The organism is Maribacter aestuarii, assembly GCF_027474845.2.
In the GTDB taxonomy this organism is placed as follows: domain Bacteria; phylum Bacteroidota; class Bacteroidia; order Flavobacteriales; family Flavobacteriaceae; genus Maribacter; species Maribacter aestuarii.
This window is the reverse complement of sequence record NZ_CP107031.2, coordinates 2,494,312-2,513,869: the sequence shown is the minus strand read 5'-3', so window position 1 is coordinate 2,513,869 and position 19,558 is coordinate 2,494,312. Positions and strand designations below refer to the sequence as shown.

14 protein-coding genes are annotated in these 19,558 nt (G+C 40.5%); 4 read left to right on the top strand and 10 right to left on the bottom strand.

Annotation, left to right across the window (positions count from 1 at the left end):
• The first annotated feature begins 234 nt into the window (after positions 1-234).
• Positions 235-1,110, top strand: coding sequence for a DUF808 domain-containing protein (locus N8A89_RS11315; RefSeq protein ID WP_281543380.1), 876 nt, complete (start codon positions 235-237; stop codon positions 1,108-1,110).
• A 132-nt stretch (positions 1,111-1,242) separates the two neighbouring features.
• Here the strand turns inward: N8A89_RS11315 and N8A89_RS17810 are convergent, their stop codons facing one another.
• Together N8A89_RS17810 and N8A89_RS11310 are read right to left on the bottom strand one after the other, a co-directional pair.
• Positions 1,243-2,313: a methylmalonyl-CoA mutase family protein gene (locus tag N8A89_RS17810; protein WP_430681987.1), complete on the bottom strand. Its 1,071-nt coding sequence runs from the start codon at positions 2,311-2,313 to the stop codon at positions 1,243-1,245.
• A gap of 40 nt (positions 2,314-2,353) precedes the next feature.
• Positions 2,354-4,660: a methylmalonyl-CoA mutase family protein gene (locus N8A89_RS11310; RefSeq protein ID WP_430681986.1), complete on the bottom strand. Its 2,307-nt coding sequence runs from the start codon at positions 4,658-4,660 to the stop codon at positions 2,354-2,356.
• Positions 4,661-4,942: 282 nt separating this feature from the next.
• Between N8A89_RS11310 and N8A89_RS11305 the strand changes: the two genes are divergently transcribed.
• The 3 genes from N8A89_RS11305 (at position 4,943) to N8A89_RS11295 (ending at position 7,149) form a co-directional block, all read left to right on the top strand.
• The gene (locus N8A89_RS11305; protein WP_281542371.1) at positions 4,943-5,578 is read left to right on the top strand and encodes a SanA/YdcF family protein; all 636 of its coding nucleotides are present in this window, start codon (positions 4,943-4,945) and stop codon (positions 5,576-5,578) included.
• A 33-nt stretch (positions 5,579-5,611) separates the two neighbouring features.
• Entirely contained in the window at positions 5,612-6,856 is a 1,245-nt protein-coding gene (locus tag N8A89_RS11300) for an NRAMP family divalent metal transporter (RefSeq protein WP_289644328.1), read from the top strand.
• Between the two features lie 101 nt (positions 6,857-6,957).
• Positions 6,958-7,149: a hypothetical protein gene (locus N8A89_RS11295; RefSeq protein ID WP_281542368.1), complete on the top strand. Its 192-nt coding sequence runs from the start codon at positions 6,958-6,960 to the stop codon at positions 7,147-7,149.
• A gap of 10 nt (positions 7,150-7,159) precedes the next feature.
• Here the strand turns inward: N8A89_RS11295 and N8A89_RS11290 are convergent, their stop codons facing one another.
• The 8 genes from N8A89_RS11290 to N8A89_RS11255 all read right to left on the bottom strand — a co-directional run bounded on the left by N8A89_RS11290 (position 7,160) and on the right by N8A89_RS11255 (position 19,483).
• Complete coding sequence (locus tag N8A89_RS11290) at positions 7,160-8,521, bottom strand: OmpA family protein (protein ID WP_289644327.1); 1,362 nt, start codon at positions 8,519-8,521, stop codon at positions 7,160-7,162.
• Positions 8,455-9,078, bottom strand: a complete 624-nt coding sequence (locus N8A89_RS11285) for a tetratricopeptide repeat protein (protein ID WP_289644326.1) — start codon at positions 9,076-9,078, stop codon at positions 8,455-8,457. The genes N8A89_RS11290 and N8A89_RS11285 overlap by 67 nt, the downstream gene beginning before the upstream one ends.
• A gap of 10 nt (positions 9,079-9,088) precedes the next feature.
• A complete protein-coding gene (locus tag N8A89_RS11280) occupies positions 9,089-10,078 on the bottom strand; it encodes a PorP/SprF family type IX secretion system membrane protein (protein WP_281542366.1) in 990 nt (329 codons plus the stop codon).
• A 6-nt stretch (positions 10,079-10,084) separates the two neighbouring features.
• A complete protein-coding gene (locus tag N8A89_RS11275; protein WP_281542365.1) occupies positions 10,085-14,866 on the bottom strand; it encodes a Calx-beta domain-containing protein in 4,782 nt (1,593 codons plus the stop codon).
• A gap of 155 nt (positions 14,867-15,021) precedes the next feature.
• Complete coding sequence (fabD, locus tag N8A89_RS11270; RefSeq protein ID WP_281542364.1) at positions 15,022-15,906, bottom strand: ACP S-malonyltransferase; 885 nt, start codon at positions 15,904-15,906, stop codon at positions 15,022-15,024.
• A gap of 110 nt (positions 15,907-16,016) precedes the next feature.
• Positions 16,017-16,529, bottom strand: a complete 513-nt coding sequence (locus tag N8A89_RS11265; RefSeq protein ID WP_281542363.1) for a gamma carbonic anhydrase family protein — start codon at positions 16,527-16,529, stop codon at positions 16,017-16,019.
• A gap of 15 nt (positions 16,530-16,544) precedes the next feature.
• Positions 16,545-17,276, bottom strand: coding sequence for a LytR/AlgR family response regulator transcription factor (locus tag N8A89_RS11260; RefSeq protein ID WP_281542362.1), 732 nt, complete (start codon positions 17,274-17,276; stop codon positions 16,545-16,547).
• On the bottom strand, positions 17,273-19,483 hold the full coding sequence (locus tag N8A89_RS11255; protein ID WP_281542361.1) for a histidine kinase: 2,211 nt from the start codon (positions 19,481-19,483) through the stop codon (positions 17,273-17,275). Before N8A89_RS11255 ends, N8A89_RS11260 begins: the two co-directional genes overlap by 4 nt.
• Positions 19,484-19,558: the final 75 nt, after the last annotated feature.

Below are 19,558 nucleotides of genomic sequence, written 5' to 3'. Positions count from 1 at the left end.
CCATTTCACCTTTCAGTAGTTCTTTCCTTTAAAGAAAAAGTATTTACAATTGCTAATACCTCTTTATCACTAAAAAGATTACTCCGAAAAATTGAAGACCCAAATATTTGGAACACTTACCATACATCAAGACAATTTTGAACGAATTTCGTACGAGGCTCAACATTCAATCGATTGTGCCAATTTTATTTGAAAAAAATTGACATATTTGAAAATCTAAATCGATACGACCAAATGGCTTCTGGATTTTTTGCCCTACTTGATGATATTGCGACCCTAATGGATGATGTGGCTACGATGAGCAAAGTTGCCGCCAAGAAAACAGCAGGAATATTAGGCGATGATTTGGCCGTAAACGCCGAAAAATCATCTGGTTTTGTGTCCTCCCGTGAAATTCCCGTACTATGGGCTATAACGAAAGGCTCATTCCTAAATAAAGTAATAATCCTTCCCGTGGCCTTTTTGCTTAGTGCTTTTCTTCCGGTGGCGGTCACGGTTATTTTACTGCTTGGAGGTATATACCTAGCATACGAAGGTGCCGAGAAAATTTACGAATACTTCTTTCCGCACGAGCACAAGAACGAAGTTGTTACGGCGGAAAATTTATCGAAGGAAGAAATATTGGCTCTGGAAAAAGAAAAAATAAAATCAGCTATCGTAACCGATTTTATCCTTTCCGTAGAAATTGTAATTATTGCCTTGGGAACTGTGGTCGAGGAGACGATATGGATACAAATTATGGTAACCACTGTTATCGCAATTATTGCGACCGTTGGTGTATACGGTATTGTGGCCTTAATCATACGAATGGACGAATTTGGGGCCAAATTGATAGCCTTAAACGATAGGGACGATAGTTTTTCCGATACCGTGGGATTGATTCTGGTACAGGCACTGCCCTATGTTATTAAGGGTTTGGCCATAATCGGAACTATTGCCCTACTTCTGGTGGCCGGTGGTATTTTTGTACATAACATTCATTTCTTACATGAATTTGCACCTATGCTACCTTCTCTTGTAAAAGATTTTTTGATTGGTTTAATAGTTGGTTCCATAGCCCTACTGCTCGTAAATGCAACTAAAAAGATTTACAAAAACATTAAAAAATAATCAAAACGAAGAAGCGCTAAAAGTTCGTTTTAAATTTTACGAGGATTTGGTAATTGTACTGCTGGATACAAATAGGATTTAGGTCATCTTACTGCTTGGAACTAATCCAAAACCTTCAAGTTTAAACTAATATTACATGTTCCTCCGGTACTGGCCACCTACATCAAATAATGCATTGGTCATCTGACCTAGAGAACATTTTTTACTAACTTCCATGAGGCTTTCAAAGATATTCTTGTTAGCAATTGTGTCATTCTGCAATTCTTTTAACAATCCTGAAGTATCAGAGAATTCGTGTAGTTGCTTAAGGGTCTTCATTTGATTTTGCTTTTCGGTCTCGGTCGCACGGATAACCTCATTGGGTAAGATTGTTGGCGAGCCTTTGGAGCTCAAAAAAGTATTTACCCCAATGATTGGAAATGCCCCGTTGTGTTTTAAGGTTTCATAGTACAAACTCTCCTCTTGAATCTTATTGCGCTGATACATCGTTTCCATGGCGCCATGAACACCTCCCCTTTCGTTAATTCTGTCAAACTCTAGCAATACGGCTTCTTCAACTAAATCGGTTAGTTCCTCTATAATGAACGAACCTTGTAACGGATTTTCATTTTTGGTAAGTCCCAATTCCTTGTTTATGATCAATTGAATGGCCATGGCCCGCCTAACGGAATCCTCCGTAGGTGTAGTTATGGCTTCATCGTAAGCATTGGTGTGTAGCGAATTACAGTTATCGTATATCGCATACAAAGCTTGAAGCGTAGTACGGATATCATTAAAGTCAATCTCTTGAGCGTGCAGACTCCTTCCAGAAGTCTGTATATGGTATTTGAGCATCTGCGCCCTTTCTCCCGCTCCATATTTAAACTTCATGGCCTTGGCCCATATTTTACGGGCTACACGACCAATAACCGCATATTCCGGGTCTATTCCGTTAGAGAAAAAGAAAGACAAATTAGGTCCGAAGGCATCAATGTCCATACCTCGGGATAAATAGTATTCCACATAGGTAAATCCATTGGAAAGGGTTAACGCCAATTGCGTTATGGGATTGGCACCGGCCTCGGCAATATGATATCCGGATATGGATACCGAGTAAAAATTGCGAACCGAATTGTCGATAAAATAAGCTTGTACATCGCCCATTAAACGCAACGCAAACTCAGTTGAAAAAATACAAGTGTTCTGGGCTTGGTCTTCCTTCAAAATATCAGCTTGTACCGTTCCCCTAATTTCGGATAACGTCCTATTTTTTTATTTCTTGGTACGTTTTTTCCGGTAATACCTCATCACCAGTCATTCCCAATAACATAAGACCTAAGCCATCATTTCCGTCTGGTAATTCCCCGTAGTATCTAGGCCTTTGTTTACCGCTATACTTTTTATCTATTTTAGCTTCTACTTCTTCCTTAAGATTTTGCTCCTTAATGTAAAGCTCACATTGCTGGTCAATGGCCGCGTTCATAAAAAATGCCAAGAGCATAGGAGCCGGACCGTTAATGGTCATACTTACAGAGGTCATGGGGTCCGCCAGATTAAAACCTGAGTAGAGTTTTTTTGCATCGTCCAGACAACAAATACTCACACCGGCATTTCCGATTTTGCCATAAATATCAGGTCTAAAATCTGGATCATTTCCATATAAGGTTACGCTGTCAAATGCCGTGGAAAGTCTTTTTGCCGGAAGACCCATACTTACATAATGGAATCTCCTGTTTGTGCGTTCGGGGCCGCCTTCGCCCGCAAACATACGCGTGGGATCCTCTCCAACTCGTTTAAACGGATAAAGGCCGGCCGTAAAAGGAAACGCTCCTGGAACATTTTCTTGAAGGATCCATTCTAACAGGTCTCCCCAGGCTTTGTACTTGGGTAATGCAATCTTTGGTATATCCAGATGTGAAAGCGATTTTGTGTGCGTTTCAATGCTCAGCTCCTTATCCCTAACCTTAAATTTGTAAATAGGATTTTTATATCGGGCAATTTGGGCCTCCCATTCCGTAATTATTTTCCAGTTATGGGGGTCAAGGTCTAGGTACACTTTATCAAATTCTCGCTCTAACAGCGCCACAAAATTTTTATCTTCTTCAGAAATTCCTTCTCTTAATTTAATTTCCAGTCCATTGGTTCCTAATACTGGAGCCATACCCAATAGAGACTCCATCGTTTTGAAAATACCGTACAGCTTTTGAGCTACCGAAACCTGGGAATTGATCTTTGCATCATACGCCCTATTATTCTCGGATATTTCGGAAAGATATCGGGTTCTAGCGGGAGGTATCACATAAACCTTTTCGCTCATTTCGTCGGAAAGTTCAAAACTGGAATTAAGTTCGGCCTTTGTTTTATCAACTATGGTGTCCATAACCGCTTTGTAAAGCCGGTTCATTCCTGGGTCATTAAATTGTGAGGCAATGGTGCCGAAAACCGGCAAATCATCTTGTGGCGTATCCCATAGCCCATGATTGCGCATATATTGTTTCTTGACGTCCCTAACCGCATCAAGCGCTCCTCTTTTGTCAAATTTGTTGATGGCAACCAAATCTGCAAAGTCCAGCATGTCTATCTTTTCCAATTGGGTAGCGGCCCCGAACTCCGGAGTCATCACATACAGTGATACATCACTATGTTCCAATATCTCGGTATCGGATTGTCCAATGCCCGAAGTTTCCAGAATTATCAAATCCAAGTGAGCCGCTTTTAAAATCTCCACAGCCTTGTTCACGTGTTTCGACAAGGCCAAATTAGATTGTCGGGTCGCTAAGCTCCTCATATATACCCTGGGGTCGTTAATGGCGTTCATGCGTATTCTGTCTCCCAATAATGCACCGCCTGTCTTTCGTTTGGAGGGGTCAACAGAAACTATCCCTAGCGTCTTTTCAGGAAAATCCCTTAAAAACCGTCGCACCAATTCGTCAACTAAGGAAGATTTACCAGAACCTCCCGTACCCGTAATTCCTAAAACGGGAGTTTTAGATTTTACTGCAAGTGCATGTGCTTTATCCAATTGCTTCGTGGCCGAATCCGGATAATTCTCTGCTGCTGAAATGAGCCGCGCAATAGATTTAGTATTCTTTATGGATACGTTGTCAATCGTATCAAAAAGTACATCTCCAATCGGAAAATCAGATAGTTTTACCAAATCATTGATCATTCCCTGGAGACCCATTTCCCTGCCGTCGTCCGGTGAATACAGACGGGTAATCCCGTAATCCATCAACTCCTTGATTTCTTCTGGTAGAATTACCCCGCCTCCACCACCAAAAATCTTTATGTGCGCCATTCCTCTTTCTTTCAGAAGGTCGTACATATACTTAAAATATTCATTGTGCCCTCCTTGGTAGGATGTGATACAGATGGCGTTTACATCTTCTTGAATGGCCGTGTTCACAACCTCCTCCACACTACGGTCATGGCCCAGATGAATTACCTCAACCCCAGTTGCCTGTATGATGCGCCTCATGATGTTAATGGAGGCATCGTGACCATCAAAAAGCGAGGCGGCGGTAACCATCCTAACTTTGTGTTTGGGCTTATATACGGGTATTTTCTTCATATTTCCTATTTTAAGATAGACGGCTCTTTCAAATTTAAGGCATTTATAAAAAGTAAATAACTGATTTCGTTGATGATACGTAAGATTAATTTTTCAAAGGCTGCACTTATCTAAGTGTTTCGGCCCAAAAGCCATTATAAGTTGAAAGAATTGAAAAAATTCTTGAAACAAACATAATTTTTTAAGTGGTAGGACCCTGAAGGGATATGATTGGAAGGTTTCCCGTAAAGAACAGATAAAATTACTTGATTTGCCTACCTTTAGAGTACAATAAGGCTTTATATGAGCAGAAAAATAGCTAGACTGATTCTTCTAATTTTAAGTATCCCCTGCCTGGTACTCCTCATTTCAAACTATACTATTAATTCCTATGCGGAAGGAAAGACATTTAGTTCATTGGATGACATCCCAAAAAACAAAGTAGGCATTGTTTTGGGCACTTCCAAAAGATTAAAGGACGGACACCCCAACGCTTATTACGGAAACAGGATAATTGCAACGGTAAATCTTTTCAAGGCAAATAAAATTGATTATGTACTGGTAAGTGGAGACAATGGCACCATCTACTACAATGAGCCTACGACTATGAAAAAAGATTTGGTAACCGCTGGTATTCCAGAAAATCGAATTTTTCTGGATTATGCAGGCTTCCGTACTTTGGATTCTATGGTCCGGGCAAAGGAGGTATTTGGTTTAGATAGTGCCACTATTATATCCCAGAAATTTCATAACGAACGTGCCATATATTTAGCGGAGAAAAAGGGTTTAGAGGCTATTGGTTTTAATGCTACCGATTTAGCCTTGGAATCTGGCTTCAAGGTACAGTTTCGGGAATATTTTGCCCGCGTCAAAGTTTTTCTGGACTTGGCATTACAAACACAACCAAAATTTTATGGTGATAAAATTGTCATAGAATGATTATTTTTCAACTAACCTTATCAAATTAACCGAATGTCGGCCTTAAAAGCACTGTTCAGAAATCTAGGTCCCGGATTATTATTTGCCAGCATGGCTATTGGAACATCACATTTGGTGCTTTCAACCAAAGCTGGGGCACAATATGGATGGATAATGGTCATACCAATAATATTGGCTAACGTATTTAAATATCCATTTTTTGAGTTTGGGGTACGTTACACGAACGTAACGGATAAAACCTTAATTGAAGGCTACTTAAATCGTGGTAGAGGTTATTTATGGTTCTATGCCGTAATAACGTTGATAACAACATTTACTATTCTGGCCGCTTTGTACACCGTAACCGCCGGTCTTTTCATAAACCTTTTCAAAATAGGGGATATTTCCATTGCGATGACGGCACTTGGTTTATTCGCATTTATAAGTTTGTTGCTCATTATTGGGCGGTACAAATTTTTAGAGAACTCCCTGAAAATTGTTATTTCAATTCTGTTTATTGCACTTATTATAACGACGGTTTTGGTCATCAATAAGGGACAGGTAGCAATGGTTGCCAACTTTAGCCCTCCCCCTATTTTCAATGATGCCGGAATACTTTTTTTAATAAGTTTAATGGGTTGGATGCCTACCACTGTCGAGGCGTCTAGCTGGGTAAGCCTCTGGAGTATTGAGAAATGGAAGGGCGAAAAACAGAAACCCTCTTTAAAAGAATCGCTTCAGGAATTTAACGTAGGGTACATTATGACGGGTGTTTTGGCCGTATTCTTCTTAATTATAGGATGGTTTACGCTTTACGGCACTAATACCGAGCTCAGTGGAAACGCCGTGACTTTTGCCGACCAAGTGGTACAACTGTTTACCACACATATTGGTCCATGGGCCTATTTGTTCATAGCGGTCTCGGCATTTGCTACGATGTTCAGTACGTGTATGACCGCACATGATGCGGTAACAAGGGTAAGTTTGGACGTTATAGAACTGCTCTCTCCAAAGACAAAAATAAAAGGCAAAAGACAGTACTTTGCACTTGGCGTCCTTCTTCTTGCCATAATAAACTTCATCGTGGTGTCCGCTTTCTCCGCCAACATGGGACAATTAGTCGCATTGGCAACTTTTGTTTCTTTCGTAGTTGCCCCCATTATTGGGTATATGAATCTGAAAAATGTTATGAGCGATGATATCCCAGAAGTATTCCGACCTAAAAAAGGATTACAATTGCTTACCTATGCAGGGATTATCTTCCTATCTTTTTTTCCATCTATTATTTCTGGATTGTAATTTTTTAAGATTAAAATCCTGTTCTTTAGCATAGGCTTAACAGAAATAACTTGTTGTTGGCCCTTTACTTATGAACCTTTGTATTTAATAAGATTGATTTTATGAGATTGATACAAGTAAAAAGAAAGACGGTTCAAGAAAAACGGTATGCCAAAAAAATGGGCATTCTATATACCAATGTCACGTATATTAAAAAACTCATTTTTGGTTTTCCCATAAAAACCCTTCACAAATACAGAGAAACGTACTATGGTAAAGTAAAGGATTGTGAGAGCTGTGTTCTTTCTAAATAGACCTTAATTACTAAAGGTCGTTTGTTACAACGAAATAAGTTCTTTCGTTTTGTTTATGAAGAAAATCTAGACAATAAACTCCGTTGGTACAGTTATTTCTAATCATATCCTCGCCATAACCTACAGCCTCGACAATATTAGATGTAGACAACCCGTTTTCCAGCAAGTATGTCTTAATGGCATCCGATCGACTTTGGGATAGTTGCTTATTGTAAGATGTACTACCTCTACTATCGGTATGGGTTTCAATTTTTAGTTGCAACTCGGGAAACCTTGAGACCGCATCGATTACTTTATCTAGCTCAGCCGACACTTCAGCATTTACAGTACTTTTCCCTTTATCAAAATAGAAATTACGCACTTTAATCACAGTTTTCCCTTCCTTTTCCTCAATCAAATCATCCAACATGGCCAATTCCATATTAAACGGACTGTTCTGAACTTCTTCCATTCCTTCCTCCGCATAGGCTGCGGAAAAAATGGAGTAGCGGTCTTTGATTGCTTGTATCGTAACCTGTTCCTGCCATGGAATTTCAACGGTAAAATCCCCATTAGCATTAGTATATACTTCTTTTAAAATATCGCCCTCTTGATTCAACAATCGTATTAGTGCTTTCTCAATGCCCACGTTAGAAGCAAGGTTCACTACTTCTCCCTTAAGAGCAAATGTTTTTAGACCCGGGATTTGTTCCATTTTGAAATGATAAATGTCATCACTTCCTACACCTTCAATTCTATTGGATGCAAAATATCCCGTAAACTTTCCATCCGCATCTTCCCGTATGATAAAACCGAAATCATCTGCGGTTGAATTTATTCCCTGACCAATATTTACCGGTATACTGTACGTACCGTCCGCCTGTATATTGGTTTTGTAGACATCCATTCCTCCTAGGCCATAAAACACATCAGAGGAAAAGTAAAGACTCCCGTTAAAGATATATGGAGAAATTTCATTTCCCGGAGAATTTATCCGAGGCCCTAGGTTAATGGGTGCTGACATGATTTGACCATTGTTCGTAAACACATAATACAAATCAGTACCCCCATAACTATCTTCAAAGTTGGCCGCGAAGTATAGCCGATCTGTTTTGGCATCGAAATAAGGGTAATAGAAAGACGTACTGAGGTCTTTCAATAAAAACCGGAACTGACCACCCTCATAGACCATTCCAATGGCAAGCGCATTTTTTCCATTTTCATCGAAAGCCATTTCGTCCTCTTCCGTATTTGAAAGAATGTAGAAAAATCTGTCTAACTCATCAGAAAAATAAGGTGTAGATTCATGAAATTTTGATTCAGGAATCATACTGAACGGACGTACATCCGAGACATTCCCGCTCGGCTCAATATTTCCAATATATATATCCAAGTATGATTCCCCCGTGGGCTCGTAAATCTTTTTGATTTTTGAGAACGGCTACTACTGAAAAGTAGGTTCTTGTTATAAAATGATGGGGAAATATCCGCCTGTGCGCTATTGGTTTTTAGGTTAGTAATCTCTAGGCCCATTATTTCTTTAGAATCCTTTAACAGCTCATAATTGAATTCCGCATTTTCTAGAAGCTCCGTAGAAAACATAGTAGCTCTGCTACGCAAGAATGTCTTAACCCTTTCCTTTTCCGAACTTTTAGAAAGACTCTGCAACATTTTATTGAAACGATGTACGGACATTATCGTATCATTCTTATTGACCGACATGTATAATTCGGAAGCACTGTCATATTTCCCAACTCTGAAATAAGCGTCCGCCAAATTCAAGACCTGTTCGTTTGTCAAAGGTTTTTTCGTCCTTTCTTTATTGTATTCGGCGATTGCTTCCTCATATTGATATCCATAAAAGTAAATATCTCCCTTAGACTTCTTTTCTTGGGCTACCAAGCCAAAGGGTAACGCCATGACAATTAACAATAGTGCCTTAAATTTCATAATCGTTGCTTTAGAAGAATCTTGGACTATCAATTTGTTTTGGTTTGTTCTTCAATTCCTTATCCTTCACTTTTTTGGACCTATTTTCCCCACTAGTTCCTAAATAGAACTTAACAATTACTTCGTGGGAACCGTTATTAAAGTCACCTAATAAATTAGTATTATAATCGTAGGAATACCCTATAAACGTACTTGGGGCAACCTGAAATCCTGCCAATCCACTAAAAGCGTTGTTGACCCTATAGGATATTCCGGCAGTAAATTTATCAGAAATTAAAAAATTCGTAGAAACGTTTATGTTTACGGGGTTTCCACTTATTGCATTGATTAAAAAAGCGGGCTTGAACTTTAAATTTTCCGAAAGTCCAAAAACATAGCCCCCAATAAAATTAAATTGCAACCTATCATCTACCACCGTGGCCACTTCGTCATTATAGATGCCTTCAGTTAAGAAGTTAGGTGCCGAAGCACCCAAGTACCAATCGTCACTATACATAAATAAACCGGCCCCTATGGTCGGATAAAAATTACTGATCATTTGGTTGTTCAAAGGTTCTCCTGGGTTTTCAAAAGTTCCTTTGGAAAAATCCACATTCAGGGCCGACCCACCAACATCCAGGCCAAAAGAAAGATAAGTCTCAGCCGATAGATTTACTTGAAAAGAGTAGGACAAATCAAAATAGGTCTGTGTAACAGGACCCAGTTGATCGTTTACTACGTTTAATCCAAAACCGTGTTTTCCATTGCTCATAGGTAGGTTTGCACCAATTCTTATTGTTCTGGGTGCGCCAGGAATATCGATCCACTGCGCCCTATACAAGGCCGCAATCTCTGGGCTTGCCACAGAACCGACATAAGCTGGGTTGAAGCTCCCTATATTGTACATATACTGTGTGTACTGGGGTTCTTTTTGTGCTACAACCGCACTACAGCAAAACACAAATAGGCAAACAAATGCGGTTTGTAGGATATATTTTGACCTTACAATTTTTAGCTCCATAAAAATTTATCTGATAAGTTGAATCCAGCCTTTGTCAATGGTAGGACCTGCACCTATGTCGTAGTTTAAAATATAAAAATAGGTTCCTTTTGGAACATCCTTACCGTTATAGGTTCCGTCCCAAACATCGGTGACCCTTTGTGAGTTTTCCGGAACAGAATCTTCTCCTTCAAATACTAAGTTTCCATATCTATCGTGAACTACAATCTTATAATTTATTCCCGCATCCAATCCAGTATTGGCGTCCCTAAGATTTATCCGTAGCACATCATTGGAGTTATCTCCATTAGGTGAAAATTGGTTGAAGAGGAAACCAGGATTAGCAGCGGTGGGAATACTAACGGTTACATCAACAAAACTCTCATTATTTCCAGGATTACCATCAATTGGAGATGACCTTATTAAGGTGGCTGTATTTACAAAAATTCCTTCTCTTGGTACCGATACCGTAATTTGTAAGGTTGCGATGTTCTGCTCGCCTACCGCTAAAGATTCTATGGCCCATATCCCTGTCGTTGGGTTATATAATCCAACGCTAGCAAGATCACTTACATAAACGAAGCGGGCCTCAGGACCAGTAGGTATAAGGTCTTCAACTTCTATATTACTAATAACCGCACCATCTTCAGATTGATTCTCAACACTTATGATAAAAGTAATTTGTTCCCCTACCAAAGGCGCTCTATTATCAACTGTCTTCCGAATGACCAGATCAATCCCTTCAGGTAAATCTGGGACCACCTGTACCGTAGCTATGTTATTAGCTTCATTATCATCTAAAGGTAAAGAGGATAACAGTTCTGCTGTGTTCGAATAACTCGATCCTTCTACTACAAGTGCCGTTATTTGCAATGTTTCACTACTCAAAGAAGCAATCTCAAAGTTGTTCCATTCCCCCGTAATTTCTGAATAACTTCCTGCAGATGGGTTACTGGAAACAAACTCAAAGCCTGTCTCCAACAGGTCACCAACGATGATGTTCGAAGCTGTCCTATCTTCCGGATTACTTATTGTAATCGTAAATACGACTGTGTCTCCAATGGCCGCATTTTCATTATCCACTTCTTTTGCAATTGCCAAGTCAATAGGAATACACGTAGGACTATCGGCATTGGGATCGCAAGGATCGTCCGGATTACTTCCATTGGCTATTTCGTCCGCATCTGTTATGGTGTCCCCGTCAAAATCACAGACTCCGTTCGCCCTACTGGGAATACATGAATTACCGTTCGCCGGGTCTTGTTGGTCATTTACACCATCGTTATCGGAATCCAAAACATTGGAATCTAGGGCATCAATAATACCATCATTATCCTCATCCAAAGGATTATCTACGTCCGGACCAACCTCTTCCCCGTCCTCTATTCCATCCCCGTCCGTATCAGGGTTATTTGGGTCAGTTCCCAAAGTTGCCTCGTCACCACCAAACAAACCGTCACCATCTTCGTCCGTATCACAATCACTCACTGAAATCGTGACTTCCGATGAAACATTTTCACAAGGAGCTGTTGATCCTGTGGTCGTAAAAGTAAAGACATAATTCCCCGTAGGCAGGTTTCTAAAATCGATGATATTGGAAGGCCCGATTGTCAAACTTCCCGATGAATCAGTCGTGATTGCCCATGTACCAGCACCTTCACCTGCTAATCTGTCATCCAAGTCCAAAATAGTAGGACCATTTTCGGGAATACTGCAGATAGAGGCATTACTGGGTGTACCCGCGGATGCTTGAAAACCTACAGTTGCGACAACCTCAACTCTTCCTGTAATACAATTATTCTCTTCGGCCTCTACATAAAATGAGGTCGTAGCGCTAATGGAAGGTGTCGTGAAACTATTACCGTTACCGATAGGCGAATCCGAGTCTGGGGAACTGTACCAATTTAAAGATGCTCCGGCGCTAGATGTAGTTGCTGTTAAGAGCACCGTCCCTGGTCCGCATCTTTCATTTCCCGTGCCAACTGGTTCCTCGGGTGTAGTGTTTAAAGTTAACTCTACTTCAATCGTTCCACTGGCACAATCATCGTCAAAATTATTTGGCGTACCATTATCATCCAAAAAGAAACCGAAATAAGATCCGTCGTTAGGAGGATTTGCAACCTGTGCAGCGGATAAATAAGCATTTTCGTTTAGGGGGTCGGAGAGTGTGCTCCATGTTAAGACCGTTCCGGCAGGAGGTGATGTGCTAGTATAATCATTAAGACTTCTATCAATAACATCGCAAAAAACTGTAGATATACTTGTATCTAGGATTGGTGCAGGAGCGCAGTTGTCGTCGTCGTTAATAGTTCCCGTAGCTGTACCGCTACCACTAAGATTAACACCGTTACTGGGCAAGCCCAGCTGAACGGTGAAGTTCTCGGTTTCCTCCAATATTTGATCATTATTAATGGCAACCGTAATCGTTTCTATTTCTCCGGCTGTTCCATCAAAAGTCAAGAAACCAGGGTTGGCCGTAAAGTCTGTTCCTCCCCCAATGGCCGTACCGTTTGCAAAAGAATATCCAACCGTTGTACCACCTGCAACCGCAATATCAAGGACAACGTTGAATACCAAATTACCGGAGGACACGTCCTCATTGACCGCTACGTCCGATATGGTAATACTAGCAACATCATCATCAATATTGGTGACCGCAACATCAGAAACATCGCCACCATTTAGTGTATTGTAATTGGCATCACCCGAAGTTACGTTGCCCGTTACTATAGTATAAGCTACGTCCCCATCAACTATGGTGTCGTCAACACCGGTTACGGTGATAACGGTATTACTATCCCAGTTCGCTGGCGTTTTTACGACCGAAGCAGGAACTGTACCTTCACCAGTATCACTACTTGAAAGTGCAATCGTCACATCATTGGACGGTTGACTGTCTAGGGTTACCGAAAATGTGGCTATCCCGCCCGCTTCGGTCGTATTCCCGCTTATAGCCGATACGTTCACACCAACCGTATCATTATCCGTATTGATGACAGCGACATTCCCAACATCGCCACCGTTAAGGGCATTATAGTTCGCATCACCCGAAGTTACGTTGCCCGTTACTATTGTATATGCTACATCACCATCCACCACCGTATCGTCAACGCCGGTTACAGTCACTGGTGTAGCCAAATTCCAGTTGGCTGGCGTTTTTACGACCGAAGCAGGAACTGTACCTTCACTAGTATCACTACTTGACAAGGCAATGGTGACATTATTGGTTGGTTGACTGTCTAAGGTTACCGTAAAAGTTGCACTACCTCCTCCTTCCGTTGTATTTCCACTAATGGGCGATATGTTTACTCCGATAGCATCATTATCCGTATTAATGACAGCGACATTCCCAACATCGCCACCGTTAAGGGCGTTATAGTTCGCATCACCCGAAGTTACGTTGCCCGTTATTATTGTATAGGCTACATCACCGTCAACCTCCGCATCGTCAACGCCGGTTACAGTCACTGCTGTAGCCAAATTCCAGTTGGCAGGTGTCTTTACCACCGAGGCTGCAACAGTTCCCTCACTCGTATCACTACTTGACAGGGCAATGGTCACATTATTTGTTGGTTGACTTTCGAGGGTTACCGTAAAAGTGGCCGTCCCGCCCGCCTCGGTAGTATTTCCACTTATAGCAGATACGTTTACGCCCGCAACGTCATCATCTTGATTAGTAACTACTATGTCCGGAACATCGCCATTATTCAATGAATCGTAATCTGAATCTTCAGAATTGTCTATACGCACTCTAATATCATCATCAATATCTCCATCAATAATATCGTCATCTAAACCAATAATAGTTAAAGGCACTCCAGTATTCCAATCGGATGGAGTAATAGTTATTGTTGATGGTCCGCTAGTTTCCGTGTTATCGTATTGATCTACCTCTAATACCACATTATCCGTAGGTTGGCTTGTTAAGGTATAAATAAAGGTAGCGGTGCCACCAGCCTCGGTAGTTGTTCCCGTTGTGGCATTAACATTTACACCAGCTACATCATTATCATTATTAGTGACAGCAACATTGGCAACATCGCCACCGTTAAGTGCATTATAGTTTGTATCTGTGGAGGTAACATTACCAGTTATTATTGAATAATTAATATCTCCATCAATGAAAAAATCATCGACACCGGTTACAGTTACGATTGTTCCAGTATTCCAAGAAGCTACGGGAATGATTACTGAAGCTGGCACAGTTCCCTCGGCCGTATTATTACTACTCAAAGCTATTGCCACAGGATTAGTGGGCTGACTCTCCAAGGTTACTGTAAAAGTAGCTGTGGTCCCATCCTCTCCTGTATCTCCACTAATTGTTGACACATTAACACCAGCAACATCATCGTCAGTAATGTTTACGGTCGCCGAACCTGTTCCTACCAATAAAGCAGGGTTACTTCCTACAATATTCAAAATAACATTTTCAGTAGCTTCGACTACATTATCATCTACTACATTTAGGTTAATAAATGCGCTACCACTACCCACAAGATTAGTAAGAATATTAACTGTGGTTGGCAAAGAAGTATAATCATCAACTACAACCGCAGTACTCGCGGCGTCCACTGCCAAATTAATTGTATAGGGAGTTCCAGGTGTTCCATCTGTAACGTTAACGATATATTGTCCATTAACTGGGCCATCTTCATCTGCATTAGGTTGTGAAGCACTGATAGATACTGATTGCGCTTGAATGCTTCCTAACGCACCAAAAACGAATATTAGAACAAAAAGATAAAATGATTTTTGAAAACTACCTTTTTCTAAAGTATTTCGAAGGAAATTATAATCTTTCATTTTCATAGCACTAGTCTAAATTGCTAAAGACAATTTGTTATCCGTACACTGTTCGGCAAAAGTTGGGAGTCAATATTACTAAAAAAAATAGCTAATCCTTTAATTAACAGTTTAAAAAAGGGTTTTTCGGTTGAAATACAGATTAGAAAGGAAAACCAATTTTAGTCAAAGGTCGGGGCGGTTGTCTCAACCGTAGAATCAATTTTAATGACCAATCCTTGAAGTACTTTTCCTGGTCCTATCTCCGTAAACACTTTTGCCCCGTCTTTTATCATCTGCTGCACACTCTGGGTCCACTTTACCGGAGCGGTCAATTGTGCAATCAAATTCTTTTTAATTTCGTCTGGACTTGTTATTGCAGTTATGGAGACATTCTGATAAATAGGACAATTTGGTATTGCAAATTCTGTTTTTTCTATGGCTGCCGCCAATTCTTCTTTGGCCGGAGCCATCAAAGGCGAATGAAAAGCGCCTCCCACAGGTAAAACCATGGCCCTACGTGCACCGGCATCCTTAAGTTTTTCACAAGCCACAGCGATTGCCTCGACCTCCCCAGAAATTACCAACTGTCCTGGACAGTTATAATTTGCAGGAACTACAATACCTTCGGTTTCTTCACAAATTTTTTCCACTACCTCATCGTCCAATCGTAATACAGCGGCCATTGTGCCGGATACCATTTCACAGGCTTTTTGCATGGCCAATGCTCTTTGGGAGACCAATTTTAGACCATCTTCAAAGCTCAATGCTCCGTTAGCGACCAAAGCGGAAAACTCCCCTAAAGAATGTCCCGCAACCATATCGGGTTTAAAGGAATCCCCCATGACTTTTGACAATACTACCGAATGAAGAAAAATGGCAGGTTGCGTAACCTTAGTTTCCTGTAAACCATCCGCAGTACCGTGAAACATGATATCGGTAATAGAAAATCCTAATATGGAATTGGCTTGCTCAAACAATTCCTTTGCTACGGGGAATTTCTCGTATAGGTCCAGTCCCATACCCACGAATTGGGCACCTTGTCCGGGGAATATGTATGCGTTCATTTGAAGTACTTTTTATAAATCAAAAATAAGGTATTATAAATCAAGTGCAAACGGGAAAGCATGAAACCCCAGTACATTCTAAGTTCCAAGATTTTTTCCTTAGGTAGACATCAATTTTTCTTGAACCAGCCTGAATATATTATATAGGCCTCTGCTATGCGATTAATCTCGCCTGAGCTTAGTTCTGGACTAATATCCTTTATTTTTTTTGCCGGCATTCCTGCAAATATACTCCCGGACGGCACATGGGTGCCTCTGGTCAAGACTGCCCCAGCGGCAATAATGCTGTTACTCTCCACAACACAATCATCCATAATAATGCTTCCCATGCCTACCAGAACATCATCATGAATGGTACAACCATGTACAATGGCGTTATGACCAATGGAAACGTTATTGCCGATTGTGGTAGACGCTTTCTTATAGGTACAATGAACAACGGCACCATCTTGTATGTTTACCTTGTTCCCTATTTTTATAAAGTTTACGTCTCCCCTCAAAACGGTGTTGAACCAAATGCTGCACTGATTTCCAATGACGACATCGCCAACTATAGTGGCATTTTCTGCGATGTAGCAATCTTGCCCAATTTTAGGTGTTTTACCTCTTACTTCCATTATCATTTTAATCGGATTATTTTAGTCATAGAACGAAAGAAAGTCCTTCTTTTTGGAAGCAGAAACCATGAGTTCCTTTCCATTGGAAATGATTACGCTTCCCCCTTTCCCTTTTCTGTATTTAACGACCTCGTTTACATTTACCAAATAAGATTTATGTATCCTCGCAAACGGAAATTCTGAAAGGGCATCTTCAAAATACTTCAAGGTTTTGCTTACCAACAGTTTTTTATTTTCCAAGTAGATTTCAGTATAATTATCATCGGCCTTACAATATAGTATTTCCGAAACATTTAAGACTTGAAAACCATCCTGTTGCGGAAGGGTAAGTTTACCTTCTATACACCGCGTATTCGAATTTAAAACTTTTTCCTGTAAGGTGTTTTCCCTTTCTTTCACCTCCAACACATAATTTACGGACTTTATAAGCTCATCAATATTTATAGGTTTCATTAAATAGTAAGCGGCATGACTGTTAAGGGCATCCTTTGCATAATGGTCGTAAGCGGTTACGAAGACAGTTTCGAACGTACGATCAGGAACTTTCTCCAATAAGTCAAAGGCATTTCCAAAAGGCATCTCAATATCTAGAAAAACAAGATCTAATTCCTGCATTCTTATGATTTCCAGAGCTTCTTTTATAGAAGACGCCTCTCCTACCAGTTCAACTTTAGGACAATATTTCTTCAAGTAGTTTCTAAGGATTTCCCTACTATTGGCTTCATCCTCTACTAATATGGCTTTTAAGATCATTTGTCTTTTTTTAAAGTGAAAATTACCTTTGTACCGGTACTGTCATTTTTCAAATCCGCAATCGTAACCGCTACTTTATCCCCGTACATGTCATTCAGGATAGCCACCCGTTGTTGAATATTGCCCATTCCTTTTGATTTCTGTTTTTTCTGATTTTGTGTTTTTAGGCTAGCGGACTTTTTTCTACCAATACCATCATCCGTAATTCGGACCTCAACACTCTTAACATCCTTCGATTCCACTTTTATCTTCAAAACGCCTTTCTCCTCCTTATACCGTAAACCATGCCAAATGGCATTTTCTATATAAGGTTGAAGCAACATTGGGGGAATCTGATAGGAGGCAACATCCAAGTTGTCATCTATCTCAATTACATAATCAAACTTATCTGGAAAACGGGAATGCTCCAATTTCACGTAAAGCTCCAATAATTCCAGTTCTTTATCCAACGGAATAAAGTCTTCTTCCGAATTTTCTAAAACACATCGCATTAATGTGGAGAACTCACTCAAATACCTGTTAGCGCTTCTTTCATCACTTTTGGCAATGAAATTATTAACAGAATTTAAAGCATTAAAGATAAAATGCGGGTTCATTTGCGAGCGTAGCGATTTTAAGGCTAAAAGATTATTGGTCAGTTTTTGTTGCTGGTTGCTCCTATAGAAAAAGAAGGCCGCCAAACCTGTTAGAACTATACCGAAAATCAGGGAATAGATAATCCAACGCTGCCTTTTATAACTTTCTTCAGCTAGTTCCTGCTCGGTCAATGCCAAATCGTATTTGCTTTGGGAAAGTTCCCGCTCCTGCTCCAATCCGGTAATCCTACTTTGTGTAGAAGCTATTTCTCTATTGAACCGCGCTGCCCTTGAAATTTCCTGCTCTTTGCGCACATATAATGTATCAACGAGTGCAACATAGGATTGGTAGGTTTCCAACGCCCTGTTAAAATCTCCTTTATACTCATATACTTCGGACAGTTTTCTAGTAGCGTCTTTCTGGACTATTAAATCATCTTCCGAGTCGGCCTCTACGATACTTCTTTCTAGATAGGGAATTGCCTCGTTGTACTTATCCTGGGCAATATAGGCATTGGCAATTTTATAATTTATGCGTTGTGTGGTGATGGTATCGCCCAAATCTGTTCGGGTGTCATCTTTTTTTGGCGATTTTAACCTATTCAATTCCTCTAGACTGTTCTTGCGAATGGCTATTTCCTCATTATATTGGCTCTTCTTGTTGTAGAAGTCGGCAACCTTTTCTTTTTCCTGCAAGGCTCTTTTAGGTGCAAGTTTGCTGGCCAATTGTAGGGAGTTACCATAATACGCTTCGGCTTCCATTAGTTGGTTGTCCTGAGCATAGGCATCGGCAATCTTTGAATTCAGGTCCGTCATTTTGGGGGTTATCTGATTCTTTTTGGCCACTTTTAGTCCCTCATTATAAAAATCCAAGGCCACCCTAACCTTGTTCTCACCTATATTAGCATCCCCCAACGTTTCAAAGAGGGAGACACTTTGAAAAGGCACCATATTTTTCATTTCCAAAAGGGGTTGCAAAATTTCTACAGCTTTTTTGAAGTCCTTGTTCGTGACATAGGTCTTTCCCAACAGTAAGGCAGTGGCGATAGTCTTGTTGGCTTCCAGGGCGTCCTCAAAATTATCTATGGCCAAGTCATATTGCTGATGATACAGATAGACCTCCCCTAAAGCGGTGAGCGACCTTGCCAATTCCTTTTTATTGCCCCTGTCACCTAACTGTTCTATTGATTTTGCTATAAAATCAATACTCTTTGCTATGTTTTCTTTCTTATAGTAAACGGCTGAATCTAAGAACGCCTGATGCAAAGAAGCCGCCCTATTTGATATACTACTGGTTTCTCTTTTTTGAACGGATGGGCCACCGTAACCTTCTACCCGAATTTGGATGTCATCATCATTCTTTATGCGATACCTAACGGTTTCTATTCGGGCATCCTCAAAAATTAGCGTTTCACCCAAACTTACTTTTATTCTAAACTCACCCAAAGCATTGGTAGATGTGAACGTACCTTTATTGGTTGAAACGGATACACCGGATATTGGAGCTAATGTTTCCTTGCCTTTTACATTGCCTTTAACGACAAAGTTTATACCATCTCCCTCAGTTTGGCAAAAGCAAGCGAATCCCCCTAAAAGGAACAAGGTGAAGAGTATGAGTAACTGTTTTTTCATGAGATAATATCACTGTAAACTTAGCTGATTCCCATGACACTAGAAAACGGAGAATAGCTAACTATGGTCTTTCCT

Excerpts from the sequence above, each read along its gene's own strand:
- N8A89_RS11315 (WP_281543380.1), top strand. The coding sequence starts at position 235 with ATGGCTTCTGGATTTTTTGCCCTACTTGATGATATTGCGACCCTAATG.
- N8A89_RS11310 (WP_430681986.1), bottom strand. The coding sequence starts at position 4,660 with ATGAAGAAAATACCCGTATATAAGCCCAAACACAAAGTTAGGATGGTT.
- N8A89_RS11305 (WP_281542371.1), top strand. The coding sequence starts at position 4,943 with ATGAGCAGAAAAATAGCTAGACTGATTCTTCTAATTTTAAGTATCCCC.
- N8A89_RS11300 (WP_289644328.1), top strand. The coding sequence starts at position 5,612 with ATGTCGGCCTTAAAAGCACTGTTCAGAAATCTAGGTCCCGGATTATTA.
- N8A89_RS11295 (WP_281542368.1), top strand. The coding sequence starts at position 6,958 with ATGAGATTGATACAAGTAAAAAGAAAGACGGTTCAAGAAAAACGGTAT.
- N8A89_RS11285 (WP_289644326.1), bottom strand. The coding sequence starts at position 9,078 with ATGAAATTTAAGGCACTATTGTTAATTGTCATGGCGTTACCCTTTGGC.
- N8A89_RS11280 (WP_281542366.1), bottom strand. The coding sequence starts at position 10,078 with ATGGAGCTAAAAATTGTAAGGTCAAAATATATCCTACAAACCGCATTT.
- N8A89_RS11275 (WP_281542365.1), bottom strand. The coding sequence starts at position 14,866 with ATGAAAATGAAAGATTATAATTTCCTTCGAAATACTTTAGAAAAAGGT.
- fabD (WP_281542364.1), bottom strand. The coding sequence starts at position 15,906 with ATGAACGCATACATATTCCCCGGACAAGGTGCCCAATTCGTGGGTATG.
- N8A89_RS11265 (WP_281542363.1), bottom strand. The coding sequence starts at position 16,529 with ATGATAATGGAAGTAAGAGGTAAAACACCTAAAATTGGGCAAGATTGC.
- N8A89_RS11260 (WP_281542362.1), bottom strand. The coding sequence starts at position 17,276 with ATGATCTTAAAAGCCATATTAGTAGAGGATGAAGCCAATAGTAGGGAA.
- N8A89_RS11255 (WP_281542361.1), bottom strand. The coding sequence starts at position 19,483 with ATGAAAAAACAGTTACTCATACTCTTCACCTTGTTCCTTTTAGGGGGA.